Origin of the sequence: Nonomuraea rubra, assembly GCF_014207985.1 — a bacterium.
GTDB classification, from domain to species: Bacteria; Actinomycetota; Actinomycetes; order Streptosporangiales; family Streptosporangiaceae; genus Nonomuraea; species Nonomuraea rubra.
In genome coordinates this window covers 7,702,792-7,720,988 of the sequence record NZ_JACHMI010000001.1, presented here as the reverse complement: position 1 = coordinate 7,720,988, position 18,197 = coordinate 7,702,792, and the positions used below count along the sequence as shown (strand labels likewise).

At 71.5% G+C, this 18,197-nt stretch carries 15 protein-coding genes and 1 pseudogene; 8 read left to right on the top strand and 8 right to left on the bottom strand.

Going from position 1 to position 18,197, the window contains the following annotated elements; translation table 11 throughout:
- Positions 1 to 2: 2 nt before the first annotated feature.
- Complete coding sequence (locus HD593_RS35110) at positions 3 to 3,968, bottom strand: HAMP domain-containing protein (RefSeq protein WP_185106225.1); 3,966 nt, start codon at positions 3,966 to 3,968, stop codon at positions 3 to 5.
- A 223-nt stretch (positions 3,969 to 4,191) separates the two neighbouring features.
- Between HD593_RS35110 and HD593_RS35105 the strand changes: the two genes are divergently transcribed.
- From HD593_RS35105 to HD593_RS35090, 5 genes are read left to right on the top strand one after another with little or no spacing between them, the layout of a single operon-like run.
- Positions 4,192 to 5,742, top strand: a complete 1,551-nt coding sequence (locus tag HD593_RS35105) for an ABC transporter substrate-binding protein (protein ID WP_246546871.1) — start codon at positions 4,192 to 4,194, stop codon at positions 5,740 to 5,742.
- Between the two features lie 5 nt (positions 5,743 to 5,747).
- Positions 5,748 to 6,716 carry an ABC transporter permease gene (locus HD593_RS35100; protein ID WP_185112321.1) on the top strand — a complete coding sequence of 323 codons (969 nt, stop codon included), beginning with the start codon at positions 5,748 to 5,750 and terminating at the stop codon, positions 6,714 to 6,716.
- Complete coding sequence (locus HD593_RS60595; RefSeq protein WP_221525151.1) at positions 6,716 to 7,612, top strand: ABC transporter permease; 897 nt, start codon at positions 6,716 to 6,718, stop codon at positions 7,610 to 7,612. Before HD593_RS35100 ends, HD593_RS60595 begins: the two co-directional genes overlap by 1 nt.
- A complete protein-coding gene (locus tag HD593_RS35095; protein ID WP_221525150.1) occupies positions 7,609 to 8,640 on the top strand; it encodes an ABC transporter ATP-binding protein in 1,032 nt (343 codons plus the stop codon). The genes HD593_RS60595 and HD593_RS35095 overlap by 4 nt, the downstream gene beginning before the upstream one ends.
- Positions 8,633 to 9,358 (top strand): ABC transporter ATP-binding protein, encoded by a 726-nt coding sequence (locus HD593_RS35090; RefSeq protein WP_185106224.1) that lies wholly within the window; start codon positions 8,633 to 8,635, stop codon positions 9,356 to 9,358. Before HD593_RS35095 ends, HD593_RS35090 begins: the two co-directional genes overlap by 8 nt.
- Before the next feature lie 31 nt (positions 9,359 to 9,389).
- Here the strand turns inward: HD593_RS35090 and HD593_RS35085 are convergent, their stop codons facing one another.
- The 3 genes from HD593_RS35085 to HD593_RS35075 all read right to left on the bottom strand — a co-directional run bounded on the left by HD593_RS35085 (position 9,390) and on the right by HD593_RS35075 (position 11,917).
- Positions 9,390 to 10,970, bottom strand: a complete 1,581-nt coding sequence (locus HD593_RS35085; protein WP_185106223.1) for an MDR family MFS transporter — start codon at positions 10,968 to 10,970, stop codon at positions 9,390 to 9,392.
- A gap of 135 nt (positions 10,971 to 11,105) precedes the next feature.
- Positions 11,106 to 11,720, bottom strand: a complete 615-nt coding sequence (locus HD593_RS35080) for an acyl-CoA-like ligand-binding transcription factor (RefSeq protein WP_312903931.1) — start codon at positions 11,718 to 11,720, stop codon at positions 11,106 to 11,108.
- A gap of 41 nt (positions 11,721 to 11,761) precedes the next feature.
- Positions 11,762 to 11,917 carry a hypothetical protein gene (locus tag HD593_RS35075; protein ID WP_185106222.1) on the bottom strand — a complete coding sequence of 52 codons (156 nt, stop codon included), beginning with the start codon at positions 11,915 to 11,917 and terminating at the stop codon, positions 11,762 to 11,764.
- 78 nt (positions 11,918 to 11,995) lie between these two features.
- On the opposite strand from HD593_RS35075, the gene HD593_RS35070 reads away from it, so the two are divergent.
- Both HD593_RS35070 and HD593_RS35065 read left to right on the top strand, forming a co-directional pair.
- Positions 11,996 to 12,628: a pyridoxamine 5'-phosphate oxidase family protein gene (locus HD593_RS35070; RefSeq protein WP_185106221.1), complete on the top strand. Its 633-nt coding sequence runs from the start codon at positions 11,996 to 11,998 to the stop codon at positions 12,626 to 12,628.
- Between the two features lie 49 nt (positions 12,629 to 12,677).
- The gene (locus HD593_RS35065; protein ID WP_221525148.1) at positions 12,678 to 14,102 is read left to right on the top strand and encodes an APC family permease; all 1,425 of its coding nucleotides are present in this window, start codon (positions 12,678 to 12,680) and stop codon (positions 14,100 to 14,102) included.
- Between the two features lie 6 nt (positions 14,103 to 14,108).
- On the opposite strand, the gene HD593_RS35060 is transcribed toward HD593_RS35065, so the two are convergent.
- The 3 genes and pseudogenes from HD593_RS35060 to HD593_RS65300 all read right to left on the bottom strand — a co-directional run.
- Positions 14,109 to 14,261: a hypothetical protein gene (locus tag HD593_RS35060; protein WP_185106220.1), complete on the bottom strand. Its 153-nt coding sequence runs from the start codon at positions 14,259 to 14,261 to the stop codon at positions 14,109 to 14,111.
- Between the two features lie 49 nt (positions 14,262 to 14,310).
- Complete coding sequence (locus HD593_RS62200) at positions 14,311 to 14,598, bottom strand: hypothetical protein (RefSeq protein ID WP_246546869.1); 288 nt, start codon at positions 14,596 to 14,598, stop codon at positions 14,311 to 14,313.
- A 121-nt stretch (positions 14,599 to 14,719) separates the two neighbouring features.
- Positions 14,720 to 14,872, bottom strand: a pseudogene (locus tag HD593_RS65300) (LLM class flavin-dependent oxidoreductase); the annotation flags it as partial.
- Between the two features lie 254 nt (positions 14,873 to 15,126).
- Here HD593_RS65300 and HD593_RS35050 point away from each other — a divergent pair.
- Positions 15,127 to 15,894 (top strand): MerR family transcriptional regulator, encoded by a 768-nt coding sequence (locus tag HD593_RS35050; RefSeq protein WP_185106219.1) that lies wholly within the window; start codon positions 15,127 to 15,129, stop codon positions 15,892 to 15,894.
- Between the two features lie 11 nt (positions 15,895 to 15,905).
- Here the strand turns inward: HD593_RS35050 and HD593_RS35045 are convergent, their stop codons facing one another.
- Positions 15,906 to 18,191: a penicillin acylase family protein gene (locus tag HD593_RS35045; protein WP_185106218.1), complete on the bottom strand. Its 2,286-nt coding sequence runs from the start codon at positions 18,189 to 18,191 to the stop codon at positions 15,906 to 15,908.
- Positions 18,192 to 18,197 lie beyond the last annotated feature (6 nt).

Genomic DNA, 18,197 nt, shown 5'->3' with positions numbered 1-18,197 from the left:
CGTCAGGACGGGTTCATCCAGTGCTGGATGCGTTCGATGAGATGGTCGGCGTCCACCGGCTTGGTCACGTAGTCGCTGGCCCCCGCCGCCAGGCTCTTCTCCTGGTCGCCCGGCATCGCCTTGGCGGTGACCGCGATGATCGGCAGGTCGGCGTACTGCGGCATGGACCTGATCGTCTCCGTCGCCGTGTAGCCGTCCATCTCCGGCATCATCACGTCCATTAGGACCAGGTCGGTCTCCGCGTGCGCGGTCAGCGTGTCGATGCCCCGGCGGCCGTTCTCGGCGTGCAGCACGTTGATGCCGTGGATCTCCAGCATGCTCGTCAGCGCGTACAGGTTGCGGGCGTCGTCGTCCACCACCAGCACGGTGCGCCCGGCGAGCGTGTTGTCGATCTCGCGGGCGGCGGCCGCGCCCACGGTCCCGGTCCTGACCAGGGGCAGCACGTCGCCCGGCTGGTCGGCGGTCAGGTGCAGCGCGATGCGCTCGCGCAGCTCGTCCAGGCTGGACAGCAGCTCCAGCGGCTGGTGCTCCAGGCTGACCTCCTGCTGCGCGTGCGAGCGCCAGCTGTTGTACGCGAGCACCGGCACGCCGTGCAGGCGCGGGTCGCGGTCCATGAGGTCCAGCAGGTGATAGGCCGACAGGTCCGGCATGCTGAGGTCCAGCACGATGCAGTGGCAGGGAGCGCCGTCGAGCAGGGCGGCCGCCTCCTCCGTGCCCGCCGCCGTGACGACCTCCATCGTCCCCTCGTGGTCGTGCGTGCCCGCCAGGTCCCCCACGACGCTCTCGGAGACCAGCGACAGCAGCCCGTTGCGCCGTTCCTCGATGACCAGCAGCCGCCGCGCGGCCACCGGCGCCCGCTCCGCCGGCTGCGCGGGCTCGCCGCCCCCCGCCGGCACGACCCCCTCACCCGGCTCGAACCCCGGCCGCGCCACCGGCAGGAACAGCGTGAACACGCTGCCCTGGCCCGGCGCGCTCTGCACGGTGATGGCGCCGCCCAGCAGGTAGGCGATCTCGCGGCAGATCGACAGGCCGAGCCCGGTGCCGCCGTACTTTCGGCTCGTCGTGCCGTCCGCCTGCTGGAACGCGCCGAAGATGACCTCCAGCTGCTGCTCGGGGATGCCCACCCCGGTGTCGGCGACGCGCAGCGCGAGGGCCGGGCCGTTCGCGCGTACGGACGCGGGCAGCTCGGACGGCGCGGCCGGCTCGATGCGCAGCTCCACGCTGCCCGTCTCGGTGAACTTGACGGCGTTCGAGAGCAGGTTGCCCAGCACCTGCCGCAGCCGCGAGTCGTCGGTGAGCAGCTCGGCGGGCACGCCCGGCGCGGTGGTGACGCGGAAGGCGAGGCTCTTCTGGCCCGTCATGGGCCGGAAGGTGGCCTCCACGTAGTCGAGCAGCTTGCGGAGCTGTACCCACTCGGGGTTGATGTCCATCTTGCCCGCCTCGACCTTCGACAGGTCGAGGATGTCGTTGATGAGCTGGAGCAGGTCCGAGCCGGCCGAGTGGATGATCCCGGCGTACTCCACCTGCTTGGGCGTCAGGTTGCGGGTGTGGTTCTGGGCCAGCAGCTGGGCCAGGATGAGCAGCGAGTTGAGCGGGGTGCGCAGCTCGTGGCTCATGTTGGCGAGGAACTCGCTCTTGTACGTGGAGGCCAGCGAGAGCTGGTGCGCCCGCGCCTCCAGCTCCTGCCTGGCCTGCTCGATCTCCAGGTTCTTGGTCTCGATGTCCTGGTTCTGGCGGGCCAGCAGCGTCGCCTTCTCCTCCAGCTCGGCGTTGGAACGCTGCAGCTCCTCCTGCTGGCTCTGCAGCTCCTCCGAGCGGGCCTGCAGCTCCGAGGCCAGCCGCTGCGACTCCTTGAGCAGCTCGTCGGTACGCGCGTTGGCCACGATCGTGTTGAGGTTGACGCCGATGGTCTCCATGAGCTGGTCGAGGAAGGCCCGGTGCACCGGCGTGAACGCCTGCACCGAGGCCAGCTCGATCACGCCCAGCACCTGCTCCTCGACCACGATGGGCAGCACGATCACCGACGTCGGGTCGGCGCTGCCCAGCCCCGAGGAGATCGTGATGTAGCCGGGCGGCAGGTCGGTCATCGCGATCGTCCTGCGGCTGCGCGCCGCCTGCCCGACCAGCGCCTCGCCGATCCTGAACCGGGTCGGCCGCTCCGGGTCGGCCGGGTAGCCGTAGGCGCTGATGAGCTGCAGCTCGCTCTCGTCGGCCAGGAAGAACGCGCCGTACTGGGCCGAGACCAGCGGCGCCAGCTCGTTCATCACCAGCTCGGCCACCGTGGCCAGGTCGCGGTGGCCCTGCATGAGGCCCGACATGCTGGCCAGGTTGGACTTCAGCCAGTCCTGCTGCTCGTTGGCGCTGGTCGTCTCGCGCAGCGACTTCACCATCGAGTTGATGTTGTCCTTCAGGTCGGCCAGCTCGCCCTCGGCGTCCACGGTGATCGACCTGGTCAGGTCGCCGGAGGTGACCGCGCTGGTCACCTCGGCGATGGCGCGGACCTGGCGGGTGAGGTTGCCCGCCAGCTCGTTGACGTTCTCCGTCAGCCGCTTCCAGGTGCCGGACACGCCCTCGACCTCGGCCTGGCCGCCGAGCCTGCCCTCGCTGCCGACCTCCCTGGCCACCCTGGTCACCTCGGCGGCGAACGACGAGAGCTGGTCCACCATCGTGTTGATCGTGGTCTTCAGCTCCAGGATCTCGCCGCGGGCGTCCACGTCGATCTTGCGGGTCAGGTCGCCCCTGGCCACCGCCGTGGTGACCTGGGCGATGCTGCGTACCTGGTTGGTCAGGTTGTCGGCCATGGAGTTGACGTTGTCGGTGAGGTTCTTCCAGGTGCCGGCCACGTTCGGGACGCGGGCCTGGCCGCCGAGCTGGCCCTCGGTGCCGACCTCGCGGGCCACCCTGGTCACCTCGTCGGCGAACGCGCTGAGCGTGTCGACCATCGTGTTGATCGTCTGCGCCAGGGCCGCGACCTCGCCCTTGGCCTCGACGGTGATCTTCTGCGACAGGTCGCCGCGGGCCACGGCGGTGGCCACCTGGGCGATGCTGCGTACCTGGTTGGTCAGGTTGGAGGCCATGACGTTGACGTTCTCCGTCAGGTCCTTCCAGGTGCCGGACACGCCCCTGACCGTGGCCTGGCCGCCCAGGTTGCCCTCGGTGCCGACCTCGCGGGCCACCCTGGTCACCTCGTCGGCGAACGAGGAGAGCTGGTCGACCATCGTGTTCAGGGTGTTCTTCAGCTCCAGGATCTCGCCGCGGGCCGAGACCGTGATCCGCTGCGACAGGTCGCCCCTGGCCACGGCGGTGGCGACCTGGGAGATGTTGCGTACCTGGTCGGTGAGGTTGCCGGCCATGAAGTTGACCGAGTCGGTGAGCGCCCGCCAGGTGCCGGCCACGCCCTTGACGTCCGCCTGGCCGCCGAGCCTGCCGTCGGTGCCGACCTCGCGGGCCACCCGGGTGACCTCCGCGGCGAACGAGGAGAGCTGGTCGACCATCGTGTTGACGGTGTTCTTGAGCTCCAGGATCTCGCCGCGCGCGTGCACGGTGATCTTCTGCGACAGGTCGCCCCTGGCCACCGCCGTGGTGACCTGGGCGATGCTGCGTACCTGGTCGGTGAGGTTGCCCGCCATCGCGTTGACGGACTCGGTGAGGTCCTTCCAAGTGCCGGAGACCCCCGGCACCTCGGCCTGGCCGCCCAGCCTTCCTTCCGTGCCGACCTCGCGGGCCACCCGCGTCACCTCGGAGGTGAACAGGGAGAGCTGATCCACCATGCCGTTGAAGACCGAGGCGATCTCGCCGAGCAGCCCGTCGGCGTCGTCGGGGAGCCTGGTGCGGAAGTCGCCGTCCCTGACGGCCGTCAGCCCCGCCAGGAGCCGGCGTAGCTCGGGCTCCTCGCCGGCCTCTCCAGGGCCTCGGGCGCGCTTGCCACGCGCGGACGAATGGGACGTGCCGACGGTGGAGTCGCCCATGACCGGTCCTCCGTACTCGCCCGGGCTTCCTCAGGTAGCGGAGACATTAGCCGGATGTGCCCGTGGTGCGCGCTAACCCCAGGTTGTCATCTATCTATCACAGGACGTACACGCGGGGGTGAGCGTAATTTCGGCCGGTACGGAAGTGAATTGGCCCACTCGCACATTGTGCCTTGTTGCGACTATCTTGCAATAGCGAGTGCATCGCTTTAATGTCGCCACCATGAGGCGAAGATCGGCCCTGTTCGGGGCAATTGTCCTGATGCTGAGCGCGTGTTCGGCTCCCTCGCAGGGGCCGTCCGGCGCTCCGGCCGCCACGCGGGACACCGCCGTGCTGGGCCTGGGCTCGGAGCCCGACTCGCTCAACCCGGTGCTCGGCTACTCGGTGGACGGCGGCTCGCTGATGTACGACGGCCTCGTCCGGCGCACGCCCGACCTGAAGCTCCAGCCCGCGCTCGCAGAGTCGCTGCCCGAGGTCGAGGGGACGGAGGTGACGTTCAGGCTGCGGCAGGGGGTCACCTTCCACGACGGCAGGCCGCTGACCGGGGCCGACGTCGCCTACACCTACGCGCAGGTGCTCGATCCCGCGAACAACTCGCCGATCAGGGGTGACTACGCCGCCATCGAGAAGGTGGAGTCGCCCGACGCGCGCACGGTGGTCTTCCGTCTCAAGCATCCGTACGCGCCCATCCTCCAGCGCACCACCCTCGGCATCATCCCCGACAAATCCGATATATCCGGTAACCCGGTCGGGACCGGGCCGTACACCTTCGTCTCCTGGGCCAAGGGCGACAAGATCACCCTCAGGGTCAACGACCGCTACTGGGGCGAGCGGCCCGCGATCAGGAACCTCGTCCTCGCGTACACCACCGACGACAACGCCCGCGCCACCAGGATGGCGGCCGGCGAGTTCACCGCCACCGAGCTGCCGCCCAAGGCCGTGGCCCGGTTCAGGAACCAGCAGGGCGTCACCGTCCACGAGGTGCCCAGCGCCGACTACCGGGGCGTCATGTTCCCGCTGGAGCGGCCCGTCACCGGCGACCTGGCCATCCGCGAGGCGCTCGGCCTGGCCGTGGACCGGGGCGCCATGGTCTCGGCGATCCTCGCCGGCGCCGGCGAGCCCGCCTACGGGCCCATCGCGCCCGGCACCGACTGGCACAACCCCGCCGTCACCGGCTCCGCCGCCCCCGACCGGGCCAGGGCCACCGCCACGCTGGAGAAGGCCGGCTGGAAGACCGGCGCCGACGGCATCAGAGTCAAGGACGGCACGGCCGCCAGGTTCACCCTCATGTACCCGGCGGGCGACTCCCTGCGCAAGGAACTGGCCCTGGCCGTGGCCTCCGACGCCAAGCAGATCGGCATCGACGTGCGCCTGGCCGGGCTCGACTGGGACGCCATCGACCAGCGCCTGTCCCAGGACGCGCTGATCATGGGCTGGGGCAGCCCGTACGACCCGGACTACACCAACTTCGAGCTGTTCCACTCCGCCTACGCCGGCCAGGGCTACTTCAACCCGGGCCACTACCGGAACCCCGAGGTGGACCGGCTGCTGGAACGGGGCCGCGGCACCGCCGACGCCGCCGCCCGCAAGCAGGTCTACGACCAGGTGCAGCAGCGCATCAGCGACGACGCCGTCTGGCTGTACCTGGTCTACCTCAAGCACACCTACGTCGTACGCGGGAACTGGAGCGGCCTCACCCCCGGCGTCGAGGCCCACGAGCACGCCACCGGCGGCCTGCTCGGCACCGTCGTGAACTGGAAGCCCGCCCCGTGATCTGGATGCGGATCGTGCTGTGGCGGCTGGCGTTCGCCGTGCCGCTGCTGCTGGCCGTGACGTTCGCGATGTTCGCGCTGGCCAAGGCGTCCCCGTTCGATCCCGTACGGCAGTACCTGGGGGAGCGGGCCATGGTCACAGACCCGTGGATCACGGCCGAGATCAGGGCGAACTGGGGGCTGGACCGGCCCCTGCTGGAGCAGTACACGACCTGGCTCGGCAACCTGCTCACCGGCGACCTCGGCGAGTCCCGCTCGCTGCGGCTGCCCGTCGCCCAGGTCATCGGCGAACGGCTCGGCTGGACGCTGCTGGTCGTCGGCTGCGCCCTGGTCGTCATGCTGGTGGCCGGGCTGGCCGCCGGCACGCTGGCCGCCTGGCGGCGCGACTCCTGGCTGGACCGGCTCGTCACCGGCACGGCCTTCACCAACGAGGCCGCGCCGGTGTTCTGGGTGGGGCTGCTGGCGATCTGGGTGTTCTCCGTGACGCTCGGCTGGCTGCCCGCGGGCGGGCTCACCGACGCCGCCTCCACCACCGTCACGCTGCCCGACCTGGCGCGGCACCTGGTGCTGCCGGTCGCGGTGCTCGCGTTCTCGCAGTCGTCGTGGCTGCTGCTGTTCGTCCGCGAGTCGGTCATCGGGGTGCTCCGGGAGGACTTCGTCACCGGGGCGCGGGCGCGCGGGCTGCGCCCGCGTACCGTCCTGCTGCGGCACGCGCTGCGCTCGGCGCTGCTGCCGTTCGTCACGATCATGGGGGCGCGCGTGCCCGAGCTGGTCACCGGGGCGATCCTGGTGGAGTCCGTGTTCTCCTGGCCGGGAGTGGCCGGGACGACGATCAAGGCGGCCCTGGCGGTGGACTTCCCGCTGCTGGCCGCGCTGACCCTGCTGGCCACGGTCGCCGTGGTCGCCGGGAACCTGCTGGCCGACCTGGCGTACACGGTGGCCGATCCGCGCGTGCGCGTGCTCGGGGTGAGCTGATGAACGCCACCCGGACGGGCAGGGCGCGGCGGCGGGCCGGGGCCGATGGAAGGGCGCGCCGGCCCGCTCGCCGTCACCGCCTCGCGCTGGGCACGCTGGCCGTGCTGGTACTGGCCGTGCTGGTACTGGCCGTGGTGCTGGTGCCGCTCGTGGCGGGCCTCGACCAGCAGCTCGTGGACCTGCGCTCGGCCGGCCTCCCGCCGTCTCCCGCCCACCCGTTCGGCACCGACGAGGTCGGGCGGGACGTGCTGCTCCGCTCCGTCTACGGCCTGCGCGTCTCCATGCTGGTCGGACTGGCGGCGGCGGTGGTCAGCGTGTTCATCGGCGGCCTGGTCGGGCTCGCCGCGGGCGCCGCCGGCGGGCTCGCCGACCGGCTGCTGATGCGGGTCGTGGACGGGTTCAACTCGCTGCCCCACCTGCTGTTCGGGATCTTCATCGTGGCCCTGTTCGCGCCGAGCGCCACCGCCGTGGTCGTGTCCGTGGCCATCACCCACTGGACGACCGCCGCCCGGATCGTCCGCTCGGAGGTGCTGTCGCTGCGCGGCCGGCCGTTCGTGGACGCGGCCATCTCCGGTGGGTCCGGGCGGCTGCGCGTCGTCGTCCGCCACTTCCTGCCCAACCTGGCGCCGCAGCTGCTGCTGGCGACCGTACTGATGATCCCGCACGCGATCTGGCACGAGACCGCGCTCAGCTTCCTCGGCCTCGGGCTTCCGGCCCACCTGGCCTCGCTCGGGAACATGATCAACGATGGGCAGCGGTCGCTGCTGGCGGGCGACTGGTGGTCCAGCCTCTTTCCCGGGCTGCTGATCCTGGTGCCGACGCTGGCGGTGTCGTCGCTGGCCCAGTACGTACGCGACCGCGCCAACCCGCGGTGGAGATCGGAGCTCGACCTGTGAAGCTGCGTGTGGACGGCCTGTCGGTGCGCTTCCACCTGCCCGGCGCGGAGGTGCGCGCCGTCACGGACGCCCGGTTCGAGCTGCGGGAGGGGCGGTGCCTGGCGCTGGTGGGGGAATCGGGGTGCGGCAAGTCCGTCATGGCCCACGCCCTGCTCGGCCTCCTCCCCGGCAACGCCACCGTCACCGGCCACGCCTGGCTGGACCCTTCCGGCCCCGACGCCGCCTCTGGTGACGCCGCCTCTGGTGACGCCGCCTCTGGTGACGCCGCCTCTGGTGACGCCGCCCCGGACCTCGTCCCCGGCTCCTCGCCCGGCGACGGGCCCCCGTTCGGGGGTGGCTCGCTCGATCTCGTCACGGCGCCGGAGAAGGTGCTGGCGCGGCAGGTGCGCGGACGGCTCATCGGGCTGATCCCGCAGAGCCCCGCCGCGCACCTCACCCCGGTCCGCACCGCCCGTGCCCAGCTGGCCGAGACGCTGCGGGAGCTGGGCCGTCCCGAGACCCCGGACCTGCTCGCCGCCCGCGCCGGACTGCGCCCGGAGGACCTGGACCGTTACCCGCACCAGCTCTCGGGCGGCATGGCGCAGCGCGTCGCCAACGCGCTCGCCCTGGCCGGCGACCCGCCGCTCATCGTCGCCGACGAGCCCACCACGGGCCTGGACCGGCCGCTCGTGGACGCCACCATGGCCGAGCTGCGCCGCCTGTGCGACGAGGGCCGCGCGGTGCTGGTCATCACGCACGACCTGCGCGCCGCCGAGCGGGTGGCCGACGAGATCGCCGTCATGTACGCCAGCCGCATCGTCGAGCTGTCGCAGGCGGGGCCGTTCTTCGCGGGCCCGCGCCACCCCTACGCGCGCGGCCTGCTGGACGCGCTGCCCTCCCGCCGCTTCGTCCCCATCCCCGGCCGCCCGCCGGAGCTCACCCGCCTCCCGGACGGCTGCGCCTTCCTGCCCCGCTGCCCCCTGGCGACCGACGCCTGCGAGAAACAGCCGCTCATGAACGGGAAGAAGGTGGCCTGCCACCATGCCTGACACCAGCGGGCCTGACACCGTGCCTGAAGCCACCGTGCCCGCGGTCGCCGAGCCCGACGCCACCAGCCTCGAAGCCCGCGGAATCACCGTCTCCTTCGGCCGCCACCGCGTGCTCGACGGAGCCTCGCTGTCCCTGCGCCGGGGCGAGGTCCTCGGCCTCGCCGGGCCGAGCGGATGCGGCAAGTCCACGCTGGCCCGCGTGCTGGCCCTGCTCCTGAAACCGGCCGCGGGCACGGTCACCGTGGACGGCCGCGCGGTGACGGGCTGGCGGCACCGGGCGCCCCAGCGTACGGCGATCGGCCTGATCTTCCAGCAGCCCCGCCTGGCCGTCGACCCCCGCTTCACCCTCCTCGACGTGATCGCCGAGCCGCTGCGCGCGGCCAGGCGCCCCCTGGACCGGGCGCACGAGCTGGCGGAGGAGCTGGGGCTGACACCCGAACTGTTCGGCCGCCGCCCGCACGAGGTGTCGGACGGGCAGCTCCAGCGGGCCTGCGTGGCGCGGGCACTGACCCTGGAGCCCCGCTACCTGATCTGCGACGAGATGACCACGATGCTGGACGCCTCGACCCAGGCCCACCTGGTGGGACGGATCGAGGCGTATCGGGAGCGCACGGGGGCGGGGGTCCTGGCGATCAGCCACGACGCCGAACTGCTGCACCGCTGGACGGCCGGCAACGTCCGCGACTGGGACCGGACCCCGTCCCCGGCCGCCCGCTGACACCGGCCGTGCGGCCCCGGCCGGGCGGTGATCAGTGGCCGGAGGCCGCGGCGCGCTCGCGGGCCAGCCGCTCCTCGCCCGACAGCGTGGCGAGCGGCTTCTCCTTGATGAACAGCACCGCCACCAGCGCCAGCACCGTCAGCGGCACGCCGATGAGGAACAGCTCGGCCGTGGCCGTGGCGTACACGTCCTGGATGATGCGGACGACGGGAGCGGGCAGCTTGGAGATGTCGGGCACGGCGTGCGTGTCCGCGCCGCCGCCACCGGCGGCGGCCATCGGGCCGAGCTTCTCCGTGAGGAGCGAGGTGACCCGGTTGGCCAGTACGGCGCCCAGGGCGCTGACGCCGATGGTGCCGCCCATGCTGCGGAAGAAGGTCAGCACCGAGGTGGTGGAGCCCAGGTCCTGGGCGGGCACGTCGTTCTGGGCGGCGAGCACCAGGTTCTGCATGAGCATGCCGACGCCGATGCCGAGCACCGCCATGTAGACGCCGAGCATCACCGTGCCGGTCTGCCCGTCGATGGTGGCGAGCAGGCCCATCCCGCCGAGCATGACGACGCCACCGGCGACCAGGAAGCCCTTCCAGCGGCCCGTCTTGGTGATGAGCTGGCCCGCCACGGTCGAGGAGACCAGCAGACCGAACACCATCGGCAGGCTCATCAGGCCCGCGACCGTCGGCGACTTGCCGAGCGCCACCTGGAAGTACTGCGACAGGAAGACCGTGCCGCCGAACATGGCCACGCCGACCAGCGCGCTGGCGATGGTGGCGAGGGCGACGGTGCGGTTCCTGAAGATGGTGAGGGGGATGATCGGCTCGGCCGCCCGCGACTCGACGAAGATCGCCAGCGCGAGGACGACCAGACCGCCGCCGACGAGCACGGCCGTCTGCCAGGAGCCCCAGTCGAACTGGTTGCCCGCCAGCGACGACCAGATCAGCAGCGTGGAGACACCCACCGTGATCAGCAGGGCGCCCAGGTAGTCGACCTTGACCTGCTTGCGCACGACCGGCAGGTCGAGGGTGCGCTGCAGCAGGATGATGGCCACGATCGTGAACGGCACGCCGAGCAGGAAGCACCAGCGCCAGCCGAGCCAGGAGGTGTCCACGAGCACGCCGCCGATGAGCGGCCCCGCCACGGTGCCGATGCCGAACACGGCGCCGAAGATGCCGGAGTAGCGGCCCAGCTCACGCGGCGGGATCATGGCCGCCATCACGACCATCGACAGCGCGGTCATGCCGCCCGCGCCGACGCCCTGGACGGCACGGCTGACGATCAGGATCTCCACGTTCGGCGTCAGGCCCGCGATCAGCGAGCCGGCCACGAACAGCCCGAGCGAGAGCTGGATCAGCAGCTTCTTGTTGTAAAGGTCGGCCATCTTGCCCCAGAGCGGCACGGTGGCCGTCATGGCCAGCAGCTCCGTGGTGACGATCCAGGTGTAGACGGTCTGCGTGCCTTGCAGGTCGGTGATGATGCGGGGCAGGGCGTTGGCCACGACGGTCGAGGCCAGGATGGACACGAACATGCCCACCATCAGCCCCGACAGCGCCTGCAGGACCTTTCTTCTGGACGTGGGCGTCGCGGCCGCGGGCTCGGGCTGCGCGCTGGTGGTTGTCATCTTTCCTCGTTCTCTCAGGCTGAAATCTGTCAGGCAGGCAGGGCCCGCGCGCCGCGCGGGCTCCTGGGGACGATCGGCGTTACGAAAACGTTTACGTTCGCGGAACAGTCGTGCGGGGACGGGTGACCGGGGCGGTCACGGGTTCGGCAGGCCGGCGGCGAGCTGGTCGAACGCCTCGTCCACCAGGTCCGCCAGGGACGTGTGCCCGTTTGCGGCGCTCCAGCGCAGCATCGCCACGCGGAAGGCCGCCATGGCGGCCGCGGTGGCGAGCTCGGGATAGCCGCTCGTGCACGGCGCGACGCCGGCCCGGCGGGCCACGGCGGCCATCACGGCCCGCTCGGTCTCGCTGCCGCTGGCGACGAGCCGGGGGAGCAGCGACGGGTTCTGTTCGAACACCTTCAGCCGCAGCAGCCACCGCTCCCGCTGCTCCTGCACGCGCTCGGCCTCGGCCCGCGCCATCAGGCGCAGCGCCTCCAGGACGGGCGCCTGCGCGGGCACGGCCTCCAGCATCCGGCAGAGCTCGGCCGCGGACGCCTGGCCCGAGCCGATGAGCGCGTCCTCCTTGGACGGGAAGTAGTTGAAGAACGTACGGGAGGAGACGTCGACCGCCTCCGCGATGTCCTCCACCGTGACCGCCGCGAGGCCGCGCTCGGCGACCAGCGTCAGGGCAGCGTGCTCCAGGGCCGCACGGGTCTCGAGCTTCTTTCGATCCCGGCGACCCAACTCCTCAGCACTGTCCACGATGGTCACAATGCTGAGACTAAGGGAAAAATTTCAGGATCTGCAATGTTTCAGGATCTGAAGTGCCGCAGATCACAGCGGTGACGGGCCGGCGGAGGACTGCGGGTGAGGTCGTGCCCGAAGGTCTCGCTCCAGCCCCGCGTCACGAACGCCATCTCGCCCGACCCCGCCGCCAGGGCGGGCAGCACGCGGGTGCGCCTGGTCATGACAGGACGTGATCGGGCGGGAGCGGCATGCCCTCACCCAACTCGACCGGAAAGGTTAGCCTTGCCTATATTCGGGTGGTGCCATCTTCTGAGATCCGTACGGTGACGACCGAGGCCGAGCTCCGCGAGATCGTGAACGAGCCGCCGCAGACCATCTGGGACAAGGACATCGCGCGGATCGACGAGCACGCGCGCACGATCATCGCGCATTCGCCGTTCCTGCTGCTCGCCACCTCCAGCCCCGACGGGACCTGCGACGTCTCGCCCCGCGGCGACCCCGCCGGCTCGGTGCTGGTCCTCGACGACCAGCGGCTCGTGCTCGCCGACCGGCCCGGCAACCACCGCCTCGACAGCCTGCGCAACGTGCTGCTCAACCCGCACGTCGGCCTGCTGTTCATCGTGCCGGGCATGAACGAGACGCTGCGCGTGAACGGGCGCGGGACGCTCGTGTCGGACGCGCCGTTCTTCGACGACCTCGTGGTCAAGGGCAAGCGGCCCCGGCTGGCGCTGCTCGTCGAGGTCCAGGAGCTGTACATGCACTGCGCCAAGGCGTTCCTGCGCTCGTCGTTGTGGAAGCCGGAGACCTGGCCGGACCGCAAGAGCCTGCCCACGCTCGGGCAGATCGCCAAGGACCACATCGGCATCAAGGACGTGCCGGCCACGGTCATCGACGAGGGGCTCGCCATGGACGCCAAGATGAACCAGTACTGACTCCGGAAATGACGAGCTTCACGAGCCCGTGAAAGCATAGGCTGGCAGGATGACGGACCGGGACGATCACACCCCCTCCCAGAGCAGTCCTTCCAGTCCCACGCAAGCGCATGACGCCGACCAGCCCAGCCTCAAGAGGGTCATGGGCCCCGGCCTGCTGCTGCTCTTCATCATCGGCGACATCCTCGGCACCGGCATCTACGCCCTGACGGGCCAGGTCGCCGGTGAGGTCGGAGGAGCGGCCTGGCTGCCGTTCGCCATCGCCTTCGTGGTCGCGGCGATCACCGCCTGCTCCTACCTCGAACTGGTCACGAAGTACCCGCAGGCGGCGGGTGCCGCGCTCTACGTGCACAAGGCGTTCCGCCTGCACATCGTGTCCTTCCTCGTCTGCTTCACCGTGATGTGCTCCGGCATCACCTCCGCCTCGGCGGCCTCGCGCGCCTTCGCCGCGAACCTCGCCGCCGGGTTCGGCCTCGACGTCGGCAACACCGTCATCCTGGCGATCGCCCTGGGCTTCATGCTCCTGGTGCTGGCCGTGAACCTGCGCGGCGTGGGCGAGAGCGTCAAGATCAACGTGGTGCTCACGTCGATCGAGCTCTCGGGCCTGCTGCTGGTCATCCTGCTCAGCATGTGGTTCATCGCCGGGGGCGACGCCGACTTCTCCCGGGTCGTCGCCTTCGAGACCGCGACCGACAAGAGCGTGTTCCTGGCCGTCAGCACGGCGACGTCGCTGGCCTTCTTCGCCATGGTCGGGTTCGAGGACTCGGTCAACATGGCCGAGGAGACCAGGGACCCGGCGCGGATCTTCCCCAGGATCATGTTCACCGGCCTCGGCGTCACCGGGGTGATCTACGTCCTGGTGTCCATCTGCGCCGTGGCCGTGGTGCCCGTCGGCGTCCTCGCCGAGAGCGAGACCCCGCTGGCGACCGTGGTGCAGACCGCCACCCCCGGCTTCCCGATCGCCGACCTGCTGCCGTTCATCTCGATGTTCGCCGTCGCGAACTCCGCGCTGATCAACATGCTGATGGCCAGCCGGCTCCTGTACGGCATGAGCAAGCAGGGCGTGCTGCCGGTCTTCCTGTCGAAGGTGAACCCCCGGCGGCGCACGCCGGAGGCGTCGATCGTGTTCACCACCGTCATCGCCCTGGGGCTCATCACCTTCGTCTCGCTGGACCCGGAGAGCCCGGTCGTCGCGCTGCTCGGCGGCACCACCTCGCTGCTCCTGCTCGCCGTCTTCGCCGCCGTCAACCTGTCCGTGCTCGTCCTGCGCAAGGACCAGTCCGCGGTCAAGCACTTCAACGCGGGCCGCGTCCTGCCCGTGCTGGGCACGATCACCTGCCTGTACCTGGTGCTGCCCTGGTCCTCGGGCCGCCCGGCCGGCCAGTACCAGATCGCGGGGGTGCTCCTGGCGATCGGCCTGGTCCTGTGGCTGGTCACCTGGGCCGCCCGCCGGAGGGAGAGCGCGGGCGGCTGACCCGGCTCAGCGGGTCGTCGCGTTGACCAGGAGGAACGACAGCACACCCGTCGCCAGCAGGACCGCGAACAGCACGATCATGCCGATCACGACGAGCGCGCGACGCCATCCGGTGGGTTCCCGCGGGGGCGTCGCGCCGTGCTCCGCACCCTCTGACATGCTCCGACGCTAACAGGACAGGTCCGGGAGCAGGGCGCGCGGCACTCCTTCAGCCTCGTAGCAGTGGGAGCAGCCGGTCGCCCTGGCGTTCGAGCTCCGCCAGCCAGGTGGTGCCGGCGCCGCCCACGTCGCGGGCGACGGCGCCCCGCGCCATCCTGGCGACCTTGGCCTCGGCGTCCGCCCACGCCTGCTCGGTGGTGTCGCGGACGAGTGTGGTGACCCGCGGCCCGAACTCCAGCGGCGGGAGCTCGCGTCCGAGCCGCTCGCCGGCCTCCGAGGCGCCGCCGAAGGAGAGCCGGGTGTGCCTGCGCTCGCCCATCACCACCGGGCGCGGCACCGCGGTGGAGCCGGTGACGCCGTAGTGCTCGCCGTGGTGGGTGACGTCCTGCTCGGTCCACCGAGACGATGTTGACCAGCACCCGGCCGCCCGTGAGGTGGTCCAGGGTGGCGGCGGCGGAGGCGAAGTGGGCCGGGCGCCGGTAGCCGGGCCGCACCGCGATCAGCGGCTGGAACGTGGTCGTGCGCGCGGCCAGCGCGGTGGCCACGGTGAAGGTGTCGGGCCGCGCCCAGCCGGTGCCGATGAGCGCCCCGTCCCAGCCGTGCCGCTCCAGCGCCTCGGCGTGGCCGCTCAGGTCGCCAGGCTGTTGTGGCCTGCGACGGCGCCGTCACCCCTGAGCCCTGGCCGGGCCTCGTTGGGGATGTACCAGAGGAACTGGAGGCGCATGCGGGCCTTCCTGTCTGCGGCTTTCCCTAAAACCTGTAGGTAAAGTTCGATATCGCGCTTGACTCTGCCGTTACGTCAACTCCTACCGTCGTGAACGAGCCGGAAGATCCGGCTCGGTGACGAGCGGGGATGGGAGAGTCCATGGCGTGGTCGATCGCGCAGGTGGCGCGGATGTCGGGCGTGACGTCGAGAACGCTGCGCCACTACGACGAGATCGGCCTGCTGCGGCCGGCCTGGGTCGGCGCGAACGGCTACCGCCACTACGAGGAGGACCAGCTCCTGCGGCTGCAGCAGATCCTCGTGCTGCGGGAGCTCGGGCTCGGCCTCACCGAGATCGCGCAGATCGTCGACCGGCACACCGACCCCGCGGCGGCGCTGCGCGAGCACCACCAGCGGCTGCTGGCGGAGCGCGACCGGCTCGACGCGGTGGCCCGCCTGGTCGCCCGCACCATCACCGAACTCGAACAGAGCGAAGGGAAGAGCGGCATGTCCAGAATCAGCAGACCGGAGAACCTGTTCGAAGGCTTCGACGCCGCGCGTTACGGCGCGCAGGCCCGCGAACGGTGGCCGGAGCACTGGGAGCGGTCCGGCCAGCAGCAGCTCCTGGACACCGTGTCCCCGGAGGAGCTCGGCCGCATGCAGCAGGAGGCGACGGCCGCGATGATCGGCCTGGCCGAGCTCATGGCAGCCGGCACGCCGGCCGGGGACCCCGCCGTGCTCGCCGTGCTCGACGGCCATTACCGGGAGCTGACCCGGTTCTGGACGCCGAGCGCGGCGGAGTACACCCGGCTGGGGCGGATGCAGGTCGAGGACGAGCAGTTCAGGGCCAACTACGAGCAGGTGGCCGAAGGGCTGGCCGCGTACATGCGCGACGCCATGGCCGCGTACGCGCGGGCCCGCCTGAGCTGAGGAGCCCGGGCTCAGCCCCGTACGGTCGTGACGCGCAGCCGCGGGTCCGCCGCGATCTCCGCCTCGGTGAAGCGCTCCGTGACCCACTGCCCGCGCGCGAACAGCGTGGTCTGGTCGGTGTGGTGCGGCGAGGAGGGGTTGGCGGACAGCGAGTAGGTCAGGATCGTACGGGTCCGCGGGCCCGCCGGGGTGAGCTCGACGGCCATCATGAAGCTGGAGCCGGTGTCCACCTCGGGATAGCGCCCGTCCGCGCCCAGCGGGTCGCCCGTGCGCACCCGGTCGAAGCAGCCCTCGAACTCCGTGCAGCCGGGGACGGGGAGCGAGGAGTAGTGCTGCGCCTGGCCAGGGGTGAGGGTCAGGGGGATGCCGCCGGCCTGGAACCGCTGCACGGCGTCGGCCAGGGCCCGCCGCACGGCGGGGTCGTCGCGGTCGAGGCCGCGCGGGGTGGTGAGCGGCTGCTCGGGGTCGAACGGCACCCGCCACCAGGGCTGCGCGGGCTCTCCCGGCCTGACGGGGCGCTGCAGCCCGGTGTAGAACTCGCGCCACAGGATCGCCCCCTGCCCGTCCAGGGTGGCGCGCCCGTTCCAGGCCGTCAGCGTCCGGCACGCCTGGCGCAGGTCCACGCGCCGGCCGTCGGACGCGGTCGCCCTGGGGTGGTCACGGCACAGCGCCGCCACGTCAGAGCGCAGGAGTTCGAAGGTGTAGTTGCGCTTGGCCTGCGCGCTCGCCTGCAGGGTGGGCAGCGTGAAGCCGGGCGCGCCCAGGCCGTCCGTGCCGGACAGCCGCCGGGCGATCATGTCGAGGCTCACGCGGGGGCGCGTCTCGACGTCGGTACGGGTGGCGCCCCACACCTGGCCGTACGTCGTGAGGGGAGCGGCGGGGTTCGTCATCCACGGGGTGTTGTTGGAGTTGGCGACGTAGTCGGCCCTGGTCAGCCTCGGCTGGCTGCCGGGCCCGAACAGGCCGGGCACGACGGCGTCGCGATCCCTGCCCCACAGGCAGGCGGAGGTCGAGCCGTCCAGCGTGAACGCCTCCAGCGACGGGTCCGGCGCGGGCACGGCGCAGCGGCGCGCCCGGTCGTCACTCACGTGCGGGACGACCGAGGCGTCGGCGAAGGTGGCGGTCCCGCTCACGTCGGTGGCCAGCGTGTAGACGAACGGCAGGCCCTGGAAGGTGTCCTGGGCGGCGCGCAGCTCCGCGAGGTCCCCGGCCTTGGCCATGGCCAGCCACTCGTCGGCCGCGCGCAGGTTGGCGGCGTTGGCGTCGGCGAACGCGTAGGCGTACTCGTCGCTCCGTCCCTCCGCCAGCACGGGGCCGTAGCGGGAGGTGTAGAGGGTGCGATCGGTCAGCGTGCCGTCCTTCAGCGGCACCTCGATCCGCTGGCGGCCCATCGGCTCGGCCCGGCCGTCCACCAGGTAGGCGCCGTCGCCCGCGAGCCGCAGCCGGTAGAGGGTGAAACGGTGGGCGTGGGAGACGGTGTGCGTCCAGGCGACGCGCGCGTTGTGGCCGATCTGGACGACGGGGGTGCCGTACAGGCTGCCGCCCGAGACGTCGAGCACGCCCGGGATCGTGAGCTGCACCTGGTAGAAGCGGCGGATGCCGTTCCACGGGAAGTGCGGGTCGGCCAGCAGCATGCCGTGGCCGTCGCGGGTGGCCTGGCGGCCCAGCGCCCAGGCGTTGCTGCCCGGGGCCGGCGCGGGACCCTCGGGCTCCTCGCCTCCCACGATGGCCTCCTTGAGCCCGGAGCTGCCCGCCATGCGGTTGAGGTCGAGGAGGTTGGCCCACAGGTCGGCGGCGGTGATCGGGCCGACCCAGGACCTGCCCCGGCAGGTGGGGTCGGGCAGGTTCGCCACCCCGGTGTCCTCCAGGTAGCGGTTGTAGCCGGCGACGTAGCCGTCCACGAGCTCGCGCAGCTCGGCGGTGGGGCCCACCGGGGGCGGCTGCGCCAGCACCCGCCGGATCACGCCCGAGTCGGCGACGCTCCTGTAGTAGACGTCGCTGGTGAGGTTGTCGACCGGGCGGACCGGGTCGTCCGACCGTGCCTCCGGGCCGAACGTCCGCGAGCGTTCGCCCCGGAGCGTGATCACCCAGGAGGCCAGGACGCACAGGTTGTCCTGGGCGAAGGCGTAGCCGTAGCCGAAGCCGAGCCCGCCGTGGTCCTTGGCGGTCACGTGCGGGATGCCGTACTCGGTGCGGCGGATCTCGGCCGTGTAGCGCCCGGCGGGGGCCGGCACCACAGGGGTGCCCACAGGGGTGAAGGTCAGGGCGAGCGCCATGACCGTGGACAGCAGTTTCATGGAGCT

Coding starts and splice junctions, on each gene's coding strand:
- HD593_RS35060 (WP_185106220.1), bottom strand. CDS start 14,261: ATGTCAGAGGGTGCGGAGCACGGCGCGACGCCCCCGCGGGAACCCACC.
- HD593_RS35045 (WP_185106218.1), bottom strand. CDS start 18,191: ATGAAACTGCTGTCCACGGTCATGGCGCTCGCCCTGACCTTCACCCCT.
- HD593_RS35100 (WP_185112321.1), top strand. CDS start 5,748: ATGCGGATCGTGCTGTGGCGGCTGGCGTTCGCCGTGCCGCTGCTGCTG.
- HD593_RS35090 (WP_185106224.1), top strand. CDS start 8,633: ATGCCTGACACCAGCGGGCCTGACACCGTGCCTGAAGCCACCGTGCCC.
- HD593_RS35110 (WP_185106225.1), bottom strand. CDS start 3,968: ATGGGCGACTCCACCGTCGGCACGTCCCATTCGTCCGCGCGTGGCAAG.
- HD593_RS35085 (WP_185106223.1), bottom strand. CDS start 10,970: ATGACAACCACCAGCGCGCAGCCCGAGCCCGCGGCCGCGACGCCCACG.
- HD593_RS35105 (WP_246546871.1), top strand. CDS start 4,192: ATGAGGCGAAGATCGGCCCTGTTCGGGGCAATTGTCCTGATGCTGAGC.
- HD593_RS35065 (WP_221525148.1), top strand. CDS start 12,678: ATGACGGACCGGGACGATCACACCCCCTCCCAGAGCAGTCCTTCCAGT.
- HD593_RS35075 (WP_185106222.1), bottom strand. CDS start 11,917: ATGACCAGGCGCACCCGCGTGCTGCCCGCCCTGGCGGCGGGGTCGGGC.
- HD593_RS35050 (WP_185106219.1), top strand. CDS start 15,127: ATGGCGTGGTCGATCGCGCAGGTGGCGCGGATGTCGGGCGTGACGTCG.
- HD593_RS60595 (WP_221525151.1), top strand. CDS start 6,716: ATGAACGCCACCCGGACGGGCAGGGCGCGGCGGCGGGCCGGGGCCGAT.